17 protein-coding genes are annotated in these 15,298 nt (G+C 36.0%); 1 reads left to right on the top strand and 16 read right to left on the bottom strand.

The genetic code is table 11. The features are described 5' to 3' along the window. Window positions 1-24 precede the first annotated feature (24 nt). The 11 genes from acpP to KPF49_RS02625 all read right to left on the bottom strand — a co-directional run bounded on the left by acpP (window position 25) and on the right by KPF49_RS02625 (window position 9,983). Window positions 25-261 carry an acyl carrier protein gene (gene acpP, locus KPF49_RS02675; RefSeq protein WP_183674221.1) on the bottom strand — a complete coding sequence of 79 codons (237 nt, stop codon included), beginning with the start codon at window positions 259-261 and terminating at the stop codon, window positions 25-27. 198 nt (window positions 262-459) lie between these two features. After that, entirely contained in the window at window positions 460-1,197 is a 738-nt protein-coding gene (fabG, locus tag KPF49_RS02670) for a 3-oxoacyl-[acyl-carrier-protein] reductase (protein ID WP_183674218.1), read from the bottom strand. Continuing rightward, entirely contained in the window at window positions 1,190-2,095 is a 906-nt protein-coding gene (gene fabD, locus KPF49_RS02665; RefSeq protein ID WP_183674216.1) for an ACP S-malonyltransferase, read from the bottom strand. Before fabD ends, fabG begins: the two co-directional genes overlap by 8 nt. Next, window positions 2,088-3,068 carry a phosphate acyltransferase PlsX gene (gene plsX / locus KPF49_RS02660; protein ID WP_183674213.1) on the bottom strand — a complete coding sequence of 327 codons (981 nt, stop codon included), beginning with the start codon at window positions 3,066-3,068 and terminating at the stop codon, window positions 2,088-2,090. The genes fabD and plsX overlap by 8 nt, the downstream gene beginning before the upstream one ends. Further along, window positions 3,068-3,634 carry a transcription factor FapR gene (gene fapR, locus KPF49_RS02655; RefSeq protein WP_183674210.1) on the bottom strand — a complete coding sequence of 189 codons (567 nt, stop codon included), beginning with the start codon at window positions 3,632-3,634 and terminating at the stop codon, window positions 3,068-3,070. Before fapR ends, plsX begins: the two co-directional genes overlap by 1 nt. A gap of 113 nt (window positions 3,635-3,747) precedes the next feature. After that, a complete protein-coding gene (locus KPF49_RS02650) occupies window positions 3,748-4,374 on the bottom strand; it encodes a sortase (protein WP_183674208.1) in 627 nt (208 codons plus the stop codon). A 4-nt stretch (window positions 4,375-4,378) separates the two neighbouring features. After that, window positions 4,379-6,337, bottom strand: a complete 1,959-nt coding sequence (gene recG / locus KPF49_RS02645; protein ID WP_183674206.1) for an ATP-dependent DNA helicase RecG — start codon at window positions 6,335-6,337, stop codon at window positions 4,379-4,381. 4 nt (window positions 6,338-6,341) lie between these two features. Continuing rightward, window positions 6,342-7,217: an L-serine ammonia-lyase, iron-sulfur-dependent, subunit alpha gene (sdaAA, locus tag KPF49_RS02640; protein WP_183674306.1), complete on the bottom strand. Its 876-nt coding sequence runs from the start codon at window positions 7,215-7,217 to the stop codon at window positions 6,342-6,344. 5 nt (window positions 7,218-7,222) lie between these two features. Beyond that, complete coding sequence (gene sdaAB, locus KPF49_RS02635; protein WP_183674204.1) at window positions 7,223-7,894, bottom strand: L-serine ammonia-lyase, iron-sulfur-dependent subunit beta; 672 nt, start codon at window positions 7,892-7,894, stop codon at window positions 7,223-7,225. A 54-nt stretch (window positions 7,895-7,948) separates the two neighbouring features. Continuing rightward, window positions 7,949-9,598, bottom strand: coding sequence for a DAK2 domain-containing protein (locus tag KPF49_RS02630; RefSeq protein ID WP_183674202.1), 1,650 nt, complete (start codon window positions 9,596-9,598; stop codon window positions 7,949-7,951). A gap of 19 nt (window positions 9,599-9,617) precedes the next feature. Continuing rightward, window positions 9,618-9,983, bottom strand: a complete 366-nt coding sequence (locus tag KPF49_RS02625) for an Asp23/Gls24 family envelope stress response protein (RefSeq protein ID WP_183674200.1) — start codon at window positions 9,981-9,983, stop codon at window positions 9,618-9,620. 189 nt (window positions 9,984-10,172) lie between these two features. Between KPF49_RS02625 and rpmB the strand changes: the two genes are divergently transcribed. Beyond that, on the top strand, window positions 10,173-10,361 hold the full coding sequence (gene rpmB, locus KPF49_RS02620) for a 50S ribosomal protein L28 (RefSeq protein ID WP_183674198.1): 189 nt from the start codon (window positions 10,173-10,175) through the stop codon (window positions 10,359-10,361). Between the two features lie 697 nt (window positions 10,362-11,058). On the opposite strand, the gene KPF49_RS02615 is transcribed toward rpmB, so the two are convergent. From KPF49_RS02615 to KPF49_RS02595, 5 genes are all read right to left on the bottom strand, one after another. Beyond that, on the bottom strand, window positions 11,059-11,760 hold the full coding sequence (locus KPF49_RS02615) for a DUF554 domain-containing protein (protein WP_183674196.1): 702 nt from the start codon (window positions 11,758-11,760) through the stop codon (window positions 11,059-11,061). 4 nt (window positions 11,761-11,764) lie between these two features. Next, on the bottom strand, window positions 11,765-12,376 hold the full coding sequence (locus KPF49_RS02610) for a thiamine diphosphokinase (RefSeq protein ID WP_183674194.1): 612 nt from the start codon (window positions 12,374-12,376) through the stop codon (window positions 11,765-11,767). Continuing rightward, entirely contained in the window at window positions 12,373-13,023 is a 651-nt protein-coding gene (gene rpe, locus KPF49_RS02605) for a ribulose-phosphate 3-epimerase (protein ID WP_183674192.1), read from the bottom strand. The genes KPF49_RS02610 and rpe overlap by 4 nt, the downstream gene beginning before the upstream one ends. Then, window positions 13,023-13,886, bottom strand: coding sequence for a ribosome small subunit-dependent GTPase A (rsgA, locus tag KPF49_RS02600; protein ID WP_183674190.1), 864 nt, complete (start codon window positions 13,884-13,886; stop codon window positions 13,023-13,025). The genes rpe and rsgA overlap by 1 nt, the downstream gene beginning before the upstream one ends. 102 nt (window positions 13,887-13,988) lie before the next feature. Further along, window positions 13,989-15,257 carry a cytochrome P450 gene (locus KPF49_RS02595; protein WP_183674188.1) on the bottom strand — a complete coding sequence of 423 codons (1,269 nt, stop codon included), beginning with the start codon at window positions 15,255-15,257 and terminating at the stop codon, window positions 13,989-13,991. Window positions 15,258-15,298: the final 41 nt, after the last annotated feature.

Raw genomic sequence — 15,298 nt, 5'->3', positions numbered from 1 at the left:
TAAAAGTGGATTTTATCTATTATTTTATTGGTTTTCAAGCTTTTCAATGTAATCTAAAGCATCACCAACAGTAACGATTTTTTCAGCTTCCTCATCTGGAATTTCAGTATCAAATTCATCTTCTAATTCCATTACAAGTTCAGCAATATCTAAAGAGTCTGCACCAAGGTCATCCTTGAATGTTGCATCTTTCGTTACTTGATCTTCATCAATACCTAATTTATCGACAATAATGTCTTTAATTTTATCAAAGTTATCCATACCATTTCACCTCCTTAAAATGGTAGAGGTAAAGATTTACTTTACCAAGACTCTTCTAGCAAGAGTCTATTATCTTATACCCAAAATTATTCATTGGAATTCATATATTTCTACTATTTTTAATGAGATAAAATTCCTTATTAATACTTCACTAATAGAACACCTTAAATTTACAATGTGTTCATAATACCACAGGGGTTAACCCATGTACATTCCACCGTTAACGTGAATCGTTTGCCCTGTAATATAGCGCGCATTGTCTGATGCTAAAAATGCTACTGCTTCAGCGATGTCTTCCGCTTGACCAAATTTTTGAAGTGGAATTTGCTCGAGCATTTTAGATTTTAAATCGTCACTTAAAACGTCTGTCATATCACTTTCAATAAATCCTGGTGCAACAGCATTTACAGTAATATTTTTACTTGCTAACTCTCGTGCGACACTTTTTGTCAGCCCGTCAATACCTGCTTTACTCGCAACGTAGTTCGCTTGACCAGCATTACCAAGACTTCCAACAATACTTGAAATGTTAATGATACGACCTGATTTTGCACGAATCATCATTCTTGATACGTTTTGAATGACGTTAAACGCCCCTTTTAAATTAACGTTAATGACATCTTCAAACATTTCAGGTTTCATACGCATTAAAAGCGTGTCTTTAGTGATTCCTGCGTTATTTACGACAACGTCAAGTTGACCATACGTATCTTTAATATGTTTAATCATTTCTTTTACTTCGTCATGATTTTGAACTTGGCACTGATAACTTTCTGCTTTGCTGCCTTTTGCTTCAATTTCTTTAACGACTGCGTCTGCTTTTTCTTTATTTCCTGAATAATTAACGATTACTGTATAACCGTCTTCACTTAAACGTAACGCTACCGCGCGTCCAATTCCGCGAGAAGCGCCTGTGACTAACGCAACTTTACTCATTATAGTTATTCACCTCTTCTATCGTGTCGATATGTGATGTACTTACTGATTTTGTAATTTTTCTAAGTAAGCCAGTCTGCACTTTTTTCGGACCAACTTCAATTGACTCCGTCGCGCCCGCTTCAACTGCTCGTTCGACACACTCGACAAATCTAACTGGTGACGTAATTTGTTCAATTAAATTCTCTTTAATCGTTCTTTTATCAGTCTCAGCTTGAGCTGAAACGTTTTGAATGACTGGAATTTTTGCATCGTGAAACTCTATATCTTCTAAAAACTCTCCAAATTTCACTTTCGCATCTTCCATTAAATGTGAATGAAACGCCCCCGAAACTTTTAACGGGATTACACGTCTCGCACCTTTAGATTTTGCAACGTCTATAAATGCTTCAACTTTTGATGCATCTCCTGAAACGACGATTTGATCTCTAGTATTAATATTCGCTGGACTTACTTTTTCATTGTCGTCACTTAATTCTTTGCATAAGTCCTCTAAGTTTTGTCGGTCCATACCGATGACCGCTGCCATTTTACCAGCTTTTGTTTCACTCATTAATTGTCCGCGTTTAACAACTGCTTTTACTCCATCTTCTAACGATAAAACACCCGCATGTACAAGTGCTGGTAGTTCACCTAAACTATTCCCGAGTAAAAAGTCACCTTTAATATTTGTTGCTTTAAGGACTGCGAGTGAATGTGCAAATAATGCAGGTTGTGTATATTTAGTATCATTCAGTCGGTCATCACTCTCAGAAAACATAATTTCTTTTAAATCATAGTCGACAAGACTAAAAATTGTATCGAGTAACTCACGCGCGTCACTATTATTGTCATATAAGTCTTTTGCCATTTCGTTATACTGTGCACCTTGACCAGGAAATAGTATAAGTTTACTCATCTGTAGAAATGGCCTCCTTAATTTTTTCAATCGCGTCACTTTCTGCCATTGTAATCGCGTTTCGAATCGCGTTCTCAATTGCGAGCGCGTCACTAGAACCGTGTGCTTTTAAGACGTGACCATTTACACCAAGAAGCGGTGCACCACCAAATTGACGATAGTCCATAACATCTTTTAATTTACTTAAATCTTTTTTCACAGCTAAAGCAGATAGCTTATTAAAGAATGATGATAAAAAGATTTTTTTCACTTCACCGAGTATACTGCTTGCTGTACCTTCGATTGTTTTTAAAATTACGTTCCCAGTAAATCCATCTGTAACTCCAATGTCGTATTTACCAGTTAATACATCTCTTGTTTCAAAGAAACCACTATAGTTTAAGTTAGATTCTTTTAATAACTGATGTGTTTCTTTAGTGAGTGGTGTTCCTTTAATGTCTTCACTACCGTTATTAATTAAACCAATTTTAGGATTTTTACGTCCAATAATATTTTCCATATAAATCGATGCCATATGAGCAAACTGTAATAAGTGGTTTGGTTTATTTTCAGAGTTAGCGCCAAGGTCTAACATTAACATTCCTTTTTCGCTCGTTGTTGGAATCATTGACGCAAGTGCTGGACGTTCAATTCCTTTAATACGTCCAATAACGAATAGTCCTGCAGTAAGTAAAGCGCCTGTATTTCCGGCAGATACAAACGCATCCGCTTCACCGTCTTTTACAGCTTTAGCTGCACGGACGATTGACGAATCTTTTTTACGACGCACTGCACGTACCGGATCATCTTCACTCGTAATTACTTCAGTGACTTCAATAAACTCAACTCTATCGTGATTGTCTGTCCAGCTACCTGCAGTGCCGTATGCTTTTATTTTAAGATTATCGTACTTTTCTAAAGCAGATTTAATTCCTTCTACAACTACTTTTGGTGCATGATCTCCACCCATGAGATCGACTGCGATTGTTTTCATTACTTTTCACCTTCATTTTTAAAATGCATGACAAAATGTCCAAAAAATACTGTTTCATTATTTACAAATGATTCCACTAAAATAAGTGCTTCATTTTGCTTAATTTTTAATACTTTTGCTTGAGCGGTGACTCTATCACCAACTGATGCTGACTTTAAGTACTTCACATTTGCTTCTTTTGTCAGCACCATCTCTTTACCTAACACCGCAACGGCGAGTGAATTTGCCTGACCAAACAGGAAGTGTCCACGCATAATATCGTAGTTTTGGAATGCGTGTTCTTTTTCAACAATAAAAAAAGATGACGCTTCATTATTTACTTCGATATGTATAAGTTCTCCGATGACGTCTTGAAGCGGAATACTTTTAATTTCATCAGCATTCTTTTTCGCCACTTCTTTAATGCGTACTCTTAATTCAGGAATATTCATTTCAACTCGGTCGAGACGAATCGTTTGAATTGAGACGCTTAAAAGATTAGCGAGTGCTTCATCTGTTAAAAATGGATCTTCTTCTAGTTGACGTTTAATTTCTTCACGCCGTTCATCTTTTTTTAATTTAACCACGTAATCTCCCCATTTAGTAGTTGGTGCTAATTTTAGTATATAAAATCATGCGTGCCTTTTCAAATGTTTCAATAATTTTATATAAAAAAAGTGATTAGCAATTAGCTAATCACCTATTCTTCAACAATTTCTGCTTGTACAATGAGACGCTTTTCAAATAATAATGTATCTGGATTGTAATCCTCACAAGTAATAAGCGTCAGTATTTGAGGATCTCCTTCAGTTTGTTCTAGAATATCTACTCTGTCAGGAGTCACTTCAAATATGTCTGTAATTTCGTATTTAAGTGTTTTATCTCGTGTAATAAATTTTATTTCGTCTCCAACATCTGCTTTGTCAATATAGTTAAATCGAATTCCTGCGCCTTCAACTCTATGACCTGCGATTGGGATATTTTGCATATCTAAGTTGTCAGTCTCTTCTAACATACTTACACCGTTTCTAAGTTTATCTTCACTTAACGGTCCGTAAAATACGGGTTCAGAAATACCTGCACTTTCAATTTTTAAAATGCCGGCCATATCATCTTTAATTTTTACACCTTTTTTATCGCTCGGTTCAATACCTGTAATAAACTTCTCAAGCGAGTTTACTTTAACGTCATCATCTCCGTTTTCATATGCCTCGATCATACGGTCATTCACGATATCTGTGACGAATTCCCGAATATCTTGCCAAAAGAATAAGACGAGTGCTGTGATAATAAGTAAAACACCGAGTATTCTAGTAAAAGTTCGCATATGTTTACTCCTTGAATAATTCTATCGCTTCAGTTCGTGCGACTTCTAAAATTCTATAGTCTTCGACGAGATCTGCGACTTTAAACTCTGGTAAGCCGCTTTGTCTCACACCGAAAAAGTCGCCGGGTCCGCGCATTTCTAAGTCTCTTTCAGATAAGACGAAACCATCTGTCGTTTCAGTCATAATATTCATGCGCATTTCAGCTTGTTCTGTTTTACCTTCGCTGATAAGTATACAATAACTTTGTAAATCATTTCTACCGACTCGACCTCTTAATTGATGGAGTGTAGATAACCCGAAACGTTCTGCGTTAAAGATTGTCATTACAGTCGCATTTTTAACGTTAATACCAACCTCAATAACTGTTGTTGAAACAAGTATCGGTACTTCTAACGATTCGAATCGTTCCATTGCTTTGTTTTTCTCATCTGGTTTCATTCTACCGTGAACGAGTTCGACTTTACTTTCTCCAAAAGCTTCTTTAAACATCATGTAAACTTCTTCAGTCGTCATTAAATCTAGCGTTTCAGACTCTTCTATTAACGGTGCTACAACGTATATACTATGACCTTTATTGACTTCTTTACGGATAAATTCAATAACTTCATCAATTTGTTTTTCCTTTTTCCAAAACGTTTCAATCGGCAGTCGTCCTGCTGGCATCGTTTTAATTAGAGAAACATCCATATCACCAAATGCTGTAATAGACAGAGTTCTCGGAATTGGTGTTGCTGTCATATATAAAACGTTTCGACTCGCCGCTTTTTTATTAAGCTTCTCACGCTGATTGACACCGAACCGGTGTTGTTCGTCTGTAATTACGAGCCCTAAATCCTTAAAAATAACATCATCTTCAAATAACGCATGTGTACCAACGATTAGATCGATTTCTCCAGACATTAAGCGTTCTTTAATTTCACGCTTTTCTTTTGATGAAGTTGTACCTGTTAGTTTGCTGATTGTAAGTCTATCGTCAAAAGACTCAACTAAACTTTCGTAGTGCTGATTTGCAAGTACTTCAGTTGGCACCATAATCGCACTTTGTTTCCCAGCTGTTTTTAGTGCATATACTGAAATTCCAGCGACAATTGTTTTACCGCTTCCGACGTCTCCTTGAAGCAATCGATTCATTGGATACTCGGTAAGTAAGTCTTTACAAATTTCGTTGACACTTCGCTTTTGGTCTTTCGTTAACTCAAACGGTAGTGTCGCAATAAATTCTTTTAATTGTTCGATGTCGTAATGAATAATAGACGATTCATCTTTGACTCTTTCTGATTTACGCTTTTCAATGATTTTTACTTGGAACATAAATAATTCATAAAATTTCATCGTACGTCGTGCTTGACGTAAATCATCCATATTATCTGGAAAGTGTAACAAATAAAGCGTTTGTTTGATTGGCATCAACTTATACTTTTTAATTAAATAGTCTGGTAAATCTTGGTTAAAGACTTGTGTTCGAAACACTTCTTTTACGATGTTACTAAACGTCTTATTGTTCATGACCTTGTTTAATGCATAACGCATATCTACAGAATCACCGTGTGAAGTTATAATACTTCGCCCAGACATTTCAAGTTTTGCACGGTTAAACTTACCATGAACTTTAATCATCTCACCGACTTCAATTTTCTTTTTCAAATACGCTTGGTTAAAAAATGTCACTTTAAAATAGACGTTATTTGCTTCCATAAAGAAACTCATACGGTTTAACCCTTTACGTAAATACGTCACTGTTGGTTCTGTTTTTACAACACCAAGTGCGGTAATCGTTTCTTCTAATTTTACTAAATTAACATCCGTTGGATTTTGATCGAGATAAGAGTTAGGCAGATGAAATACAACATCATTGACTGTGTGAATCCCTATACTTTTTAGCTTTTCTTCAGTTTTTTTGCCGACACCTTTTAATGTTTCAACGCCGACCGATGGTGTAATGACTTCATATAATTCTGTCATTTAACTATCCAAATAACTCTTCTTTAATTCGTTCACCTGTCGGAGTTGCAGCAAGCCCTCCACGGCCAGTTTCACGTAGCTGTGACGGCATTGTTAAACCGATTTTAAACATCGCTTCAACAACTTCATCTGCAGGGATTCTAGATTTAATACCAGCAAGCGCCATATCTGCTGCTGTTAATGCGTTTGACGCACCCGCTGCATTACGTTTTACGCACGGCACTTCAACAAGACCAGCAACTGGATCACACACTAGGCCGAGCATATTTTTAAGAGCAATTGAAAAAGCATGTGCACACATTTCAGGGCTACCTCCAGCCATTTCAGTCACTGCAGCTGCTGCCATTGCAGATGCACTCCCAACTTCTGCTTGGCATCCACCAGCTGCACCAGAAATACTCGCGTTATTCGCAACGACCATTCCAAAAGCACCCGCTGTAAATAAAAATTTAACCATATCTTCATGCGTAAACTCCGGATGACTTTCTTTCATTGCAAATAATACACCAGGTACAACACCTGCTGAACCTGCTGTTGGTGTCGCACATATTTGACCCATTGCAGCATTTACTTCGTTCGTCGATACTGCGTAACAAATCGCATGCAGTGTTAAATCTCCACTTAACCCTCGGCCAGATTCTATGTAACGCTTCATTTTGAAAGCATCTCCACCGGTTAACCCAGTTGTACTTTCGACACCTTCAACACCTTCTTTTACTGCTGATTCCATCGTACTTAAGTTTCGTTCCATTTTCTGCCATACTTTTTCATAAGTAAGTCCTGACGTGTTTACTTCTTGCTCGATCATAATATCCGCGACAGACTTCCCTTGAGACTCTGCTTTAGATATTAACTGGTTAATGCTACTAAATTCGTTCATATCTATCACGCATCTTCCTCTTTTAGTTCTATCACCCGTTCGACACCTTCAACCGCTTCGATTGCTTGAACAGTTTTTTCATCACATTTACCATCGATTTCAATCGTCATGAGAGCTGTCTCACCAACTTCTTTACGAGAAACATTCATCGTTCCGATGTTTAACTCAGCATCTTTTAAAATACTTGTCACGTTCGCAATTGTACCGAAACTATCTTTATGAAAGACGAGTAGTGAATGTAAATTTCCAGATAAAGAAATCGGATAATCATTAATAGAAACGACTTGAATCATACCACCACCGATAGAAATCGCTTCAACGATTAACTCTTCATCGCCACTATATAAGTGAAGTGATGCAGTATTTGGATGGCTTCTTTCTTCTGCCATTTCAATAATTTTGACACGCATATTTCTATTTTCAGCTTCTTCGTATGCGTACTTAATTTTAGGATTATCTGTAGAAAAGCCAAGTAATCCACCAATTAATGCAACATCTGTCGCGTGACCTTTATACGTGTCTTTAAATGATCCATATAAATAGATATCGACTTTTTCTGGTTGCTTTTTAAATAGATTGCGCGCCGTCTGTCCAATTTTAACAGACCCTGCAGTATGTGAACTCGATGGACCAACCATTACTGGTCCAATAATATCAAACACACTATTATATTTCATAAATTCACCTCATCATATAAAAGCCACATCGATGAATACCGATGTGGCTTTAAATTACTCTACAGAAATTAAATAACTATATACTGGTTGTTTACCATCGTGAATTTCAAATTCAACGTCATGAGAATCTTCAAATTTCTCTACTAGTTCATCAACGAGTGAATCTTCACTACCTTCACCAGTGAAGATTGTCACGATTTCTGACTCGTCATCAATCATCGTTTCAAGTAACTCATTTAACGTTACTTTAACGTCTTTATTTGACGTAACAATCTTCCCGTCAACAATACCCATATGTTCATCTTTTTTAATTTCGACGTCATCAATTTTAGTATCTCTAACTGCGTAAGTCACTTGACCTGTTTGTACATGTTCGATTGCTTCCACCATTGATGCTTTATTTTCTTTTAATGAAGCTTCTGGATTAAATGAGAACATCGCAGATACACATTCAGGAATAGAACGCGTAGGAATAACCGCAGAATTGACGTCTATTATTTCTGACGCTTGTTCAGCTGCCATAATAATGTTTTTGTTGTTTGGCATGATAATAACTTCTTCAACATTTTCATCTTTAATAATATTTACGATATCTTCAGTTGAAGGGTTCATCGTCTGTCCACCGCTAATTAAGTGCGTTACACCGATACTCTTTAATAGATTATCGATACCTTCACCACTTGAAACAGCGATAATTGCTGTTTTAATCGCTTCTTTTTTATTGTTTTCTCCGCGCTTAGCTTCTAAAGCTCTAAACTGTTCACGCATGTTTTCAATTTTTGTTTTAATAATTTCACCGTACTCCGCACCATAAGTTAATGCTTCACCTGGGCGATTAGTATGTACGTGAACTTTTACGATCTCGTCGTCGTTAATGACGAGTAAAGAATCACCGAACTTATCCATATCATTTCTAAATTCGTCTTCGTCAAATTTCTTTTTATCGTCACCAAAGCGCACCATAAATTCTGTACAGAATCCAAATTCAATATCATCAACCGTCATGAACTCATCGAATTCATGAACGTCATTTACGAACTCATCAGTATTTACTGAGTCAGTTTTTTCTACTGAATCAGTTTCTTCGACTTCTTCACCTTTAAGTGCTTTTAGGAAACCTTCATAAACGTAAACGAGTCCTTGACCACCAGAGTCGACAACACCAACTTCTTTTAGTACAGGTAATAAGTCTGGTGTACGTTTTAGTGAAGCTTTCGCTTCTTCTAATACTGCTTCCATAATTTTAACAATATTTGTTTCTTCTTTAGAAACTTCTGTTGCTTTATCTGCTGAGTCTTTAGCGACTGTTAAAATTGTACCTTCAACTGGCTTCATGACAGCTTTGTAAGCTGTTTTTACCCCAGCTTGAAACGCGTCACTAAACGAAGCGTGATCGATAGTCTCAAGTGCTTCTACTTGTTTAGAGAACCCTCTAAATAACTGTGAGAGAATAACACCTGAGTTACCTCTAGCTCCCATTAGTAAACCTTTAGAGAAATGTTTACCAACTTCACCAACGTGATTACTACTTAAATTTTCAACTTCCGAAGCACCTGAAACAATTGACAACTTCATATTTGTTCCTGTGTCTCCATCTGGTACTGGGAAGACATTCAGTGAATCAACATAATCCGCGTGCTTTTTTAAATTGTTCGCACCATTTAAAATCATTTTGCGAAACTGTTGTCCATCTATTTTATTCATTTCCAAAAATCCTCCCTAACTACTCATCCGAATCAATGATTCTAACACCTTGAACGTGGATGTTTACAGAATCAATTTTAAGTCCTAATGTTTTTTCTAGCGTATACTTCACCGTTGATTGTACGTTTGATGCAACTTCTGAAATTTTAACTCCGTACAGAACGATAATATACAAATCAATTTTTAAACTGTCATTTTCATTTTCTACTACTACACCGCGTGCATAGTTTTCTTTACCTAATAACTCAGCAAATCCATCGCGGAATGTTTTTGAAGCCATTCCAACGACACCGTAACTTTCACTTACAACGCCACCAGCGATATTTGCGATAACGTCTGTTGAAACTTCGATTGTACCAAGCTCATTATTAATTTTTAGTGACATAAACTCACTCCTAATCATCATTTTATTATAGATGTAAAGTACTCCGTTTGACAAGTCCTTCTATAAACTGCATGATTATATAGAATGACATAATATTTCTTATTGTGTTTTAAACTATATTCATGTATTATATTATAGTATTCGACAATAAGAATTATCAATTAAAAACTAAATGAAGGAGTGGGACGAATGGCTAAAGTATGTTACGTTACAGGTCGCCGTGCTAGATCAGGTAACAACCGTTCTCACGCACTAAATGCTAATAAAAGAACTTTTGGTGCTAACTTACACAAAGTAAGAATCATGGTAGATGGAAAACCTAAACGTGTTTGGGTTTCAGCACGTGCTTTAAAATCTGGAAAAGTACAACGTGTATAATTAAAATAAAAAAAAGAGATTTGTGCGATAGATTCGTACAAATCTCTTTTTTTATGTGTACACATGCTCGTTTATCGGTTCGGATGTATGATTTTGGTCGGAGTAGGCTTTTTGTCTTGTAAAGGAGTTGGAATGTCATTCGTGTTTTTGATTTAATTTAACGCAAAATGAGTTTGCGTTAAAGAGAGTGGCGTTAGTTTGACGCAAATCGCTGAATCGTCAACGTAACGAGATGGTCGTTTACGCAAATCGAAGTTATGTTAAATTAATTCAATTCTTTTCACGCAAAGCCCTTTTGCGTCAACATACATTCTCTCTCTTTAACAAAAAAGTCCTCCGCATTTATATTTATAAGATAAAATTCTTGAAACAAGGATTGTTTAGTCCTACTGTAAATATAATCGTCTTATTTGATGTAAATTAATGAGTCATTTTGGACTTTCGTTAACGTAAAAGCCGTTAGCGTTAACAGATGGTCCATTAATTTAACGCAAATCTTTTAATTGTACACGTAATGGTTTCATCGTTTACGTAAATCCAAATTGCATTAACGTAATTTTAAACTGTTGACGTAAAAACGATTTGCATCAACACACATTCTCACTCGTTAACAAAAACGCCTCTATTCTCAATTCCAACAAGATAAAAAGCACTACAAACATAAAAAAGATGAACTCTATAAAAGAGTTCATCTTTTTTAAAATAAACTTATAATATACACGGCAATCATCGCAACAAATATTGCTGGAATCATATTACCAACACGTGTTTTTGTGACGTTCATCATATTTAAGCCGATCGCAAATATGATAACTCCTCCTGTTGCACTTACTTGTTTTGTCATCGTACTTAATACCGACTCTGGTATAAATTGTGCAAATCCTTTGGCACCTAACGTAATTAATGCTTCATATAAAAATGCTGGAATTCCAGAGATGATTACTCCTAGACCATAAGTCGTTGTCATAACTAGCGCAATGAAGAAGTCCATAAAAGACTTTGTGTAAAATACTGTATTATCTCCGCGCATACCCGCATCTAAACCACCGACAATCCCCATCGCTCCGATGATAAAGATCATCGATCCAGATACGAGACCTTGAGAGATATTACCTGCATTTTTATCGCCGAGTTTAAATTCTAACCAGTGTCCAACTCCGTTTAATCGACCTTCTAAGTCTAGTATTTCACCGATTACGACACCGATAATTAAGCTAAGTAAAGTGATAATCACATCTGTAGAAGCGGATATCATTTGTATACCAAGCCCAATTACTACTAGACCTTGTGCTTTAAGTATAGAGTCTTTCATATGTTCTGGTATAAATGTAAAAATTAACCCGAGTGAACCACCGATAATTATTGCTAAACCATTGACGAATGGTCCAAGTAATAACATACTCTTATCCCCTACCTTTATCGTTTGAGTAAATCGCGATGACGGGTTGATTTGTTTCAACCGTCGCAGTTTGGTCTATAAATTCATTGGACACTGTTAGAGTACTTCCAATAGATATTTCAACTTCTCCGTCGTATTTAAATCCGTCTAAAGTTAACGTTGTACCGTTAAAAAACGGTATGAATGACACATATTTATAGCCGATATTTTTTAATTCTTTTTTGCCCATTACTTTAAATATGACGTTCAACTTATCAATTAACCGAATATCAACATTTTTAAACTTTTCGTTTAATAGAAGTTGGATATTCATTAATTCGTGGTCGATCCGGTCGCCTAATGCACCGTACACATCAATTTCAGTGTAACCTTTATCGACTAAATCAAATAATGCTAAATGACTATCGGTATAGTCTTTTTCACTATTTACTGCATTAATTTTTAATTGCGATTCAATAAATTCACGTTCTTCATCGCTTACTGAGTCGTAGTCGCCGTACGTAAATTTCGGGATAATCCCTTTTTTCAATAATCTATATACCCCTCTATCAACACCAGCATAGTTATTCGTATCATTAATAAAGTCAACGTCTCTCATCACGACGTTTATTTTCATAGTTCACCTTTAAGGTCTTTAATTGTTTCTCTTAAGTCATCTGCTTTAAATAAGTAAGATCCACTGACTAAAAGATCTGCACCTGCATCACGACAAACTTTTGCAGTTTCGTCATTAATACCTCCGTCTACTTCAATTAAGTAATCGTAGTTTTCTCTTGTACGAATTGAATCCAGTTCCGCGATTTTTTTCACACCTGACTCGATAAATGACTGTCCACCAAATCCTGGATTTACTGTCATCACAAGTACGAAGTCAACGATGTCTAATACGTACTCGATATCTTTAACTGGTGTTTGTGGGTTTAACACAATTCCAGCTTTCATATTATTATCTTTAATATGCGTAATTAAACGGTGCGCATGAGGTGTTGCTTCAATATGAAACGATAAATACTCGACGCCCATATCACGAAATTCTCGAACGAACTGATCTGGGTCTTCAGTCATTAAATGAACATCAAGAGGGATATTCGTTTTTTTACTAATTGCTTCACATACTGGAATACCGTAGGAAATATTTGGTACAAACTGACCATCCATAATATCTAAATGAAAGATGTCTACACCCGCTTCTTCCATTCTCGTCATTTCACTTTCTAAATTTAAAAAATCACTCGCTAATAATGATGGTAATACTTTAACCATTAATATCTCTCCTTATAATTACTAATCTCTTCATAAATTTCTACATAGCTGTTATAGCGACTCTCTTTAATGTCACCGTTATTGACTGCTTCTTTTACTGCACATTTCGGCTCGTTAATATGTACGCATCCTCTAAATTTACAGTTGTCAATATAGTCATTAAACTCCTTAAAATAAAATCTTAAGTCTTCTTTTTCAATATGTGTAAAATCAATTGTTGAAAATCCCGGTGTATCTGCGATTTCACCGCCATTTTTATCGATAAGTTCAACGTGACGCGTCGTATGTTTACCGCGGTTTAACTTATCACTAATTTCATTTGTCTCTAAGTTTAACTCTGGAAGAAGTGTATTTAATAGCGTACTTTTACCGACACCTGTTTGACCAGCAAGTACTAATAACTTATTTGGAAAAATATCTTTTAACGATTCATTGACTGTGTCTTTTTCAGTAAAAAAGATATCGTACATATTATAAGTTTCTTTTATTTTATCTTGGAGTGCTTCGTCGCTATTTAAGTCGATTTTAGTAATAATTAATACGGGATCTATACCGTGAGATTCACTATAGGCAATGAAGCGGTCCATTAAATAAAAACTAAAATTTGGATTTTTAATGCTCATTGTTATAAGTAACTGATCGACATTTGCGACTTGTGGTCGGACTAAGCTGTTTTTTCTATCATGGATATGAGTAATTGTACCTTCTTTTAAATTATCTGATTCAAAATCCACGATATCACCGACTAAAGGACTGAGTTTACGTTTACGAAAAATTCCTCTCGCACGTGTTTGGTACACGTCATCTCCATTTTTTACATAATAAAATCCGGCAAGTGCTTTTACAATTTTACCTGTCTGCATAATTCCTCCTAGAAATTCTTTCTAATTAAATTATATCAAACGTATTTCTATAAGAAAGATAAAAAAATCCCTCTAAACTTTCGTCTAGAGGGAAAACTTATATTAAGAACGGTCTACTTTTTCTCTTACGTTATTAATAACCATACCACTGTTGATGTAACCAGGGATACTGTTTAGATTAATTGTTAAATCTTGTTCTGGTACGTCCCAAGTGATTTCATTTGCGAAGTATTTCATCGTTTCTTCCATGATGATTACTGTAATCCATTCACCTGCACAGCGGTGGTTTGTCCAGTAGTCTCCGCCACCTTGAGGGATCATGTCAAACGGTGAACCATCCCAGTCGATAAAACGTTCAGGAATGAATTCGTTTGGCTTATCCCATAAATCTTCACTGTGAAGTGTACCGTATACGTCAATTACGAGACGTTGGTCTTTAGGGATAGTTACACCTTTATGTTCAACTTCTACTTTCGTTTTACCAGGTAAGAATGGTACGAATGGGTAATATCTTCTTACTTCTTGAGCGAACATATAAGGATAATCTTCAACTGTACTCATTTTACGGAATGCTTCTGGATGCTCGTGTAACGCAAGTACTCCATATGATACGAAGCGGTTAATTGCGATTAATGGACGGAATGTGTTCATTAAGTCAATTCCCGCAAGTCTAGAGTCCATGTGGTTACCTTCATAATCTCTCCAGTGTGCAAATTCGTAAAGTGGTGTTCCTTTCGGAGGATTAATTTCACCTTTACGTGTTTGAATAATTTGCTCTTCTAGCCAGTCTTCGACACGTTTACGTGCATCTTTTGATGCTTTGTAACCTTTAAACGCGTTACCAAGACCTTTGAATGAGTCGATCATGATATCCATGTCTTCTGCGATTCTTTCAATTTCTTCTTCTGGTGCAGTTACTCCTGCCCAGCGCATACCAATACGTGTTAATAGAACAACTGATTCGTGGTAGACGTTTACGTCTCCCATTTGTTCCATACGTGCAGTATTCGCTTTCCAGTAGTTACGTGTTAATTCACGTACATATTGTAAGTTACCTTCAGTCATTAATGACATGAATAATGCTTTTCTGTCGATGTGCTGTTTACCAGTTGTTGTATGGATTGCACCTTTACCAAATAAAGTGTTTACAACACGTCTAGGTAATCCACCTTCACGTTCGATTTTATCGTTATCGTAGAAAAGTTCAGCACCTTCTTTACCATTTAAAACAACGTAACTTTTACCACCAAGTGCGCGTGTTTCAAACACTTCCGCATTTAAACGTTCTCTTTGATTTGTCGTATAAAGGTATCCTTGACCAAATACTTTTAAAGTATTGTCTAGACCTTTATGTCTTTTAATTTTTGCCATAAATTTCCATCCTCCAAATTGAAGTCTTAGTTTCATTATAA

This window comes from Nosocomiicoccus ampullae, assembly GCF_019357495.1.
GTDB lineage: Bacteria > Bacillota > Bacilli > Staphylococcales > Salinicoccaceae > Nosocomiicoccus > Nosocomiicoccus ampullae.
This window is presented reverse-complemented; position numbering and strand designations above follow the sequence as displayed.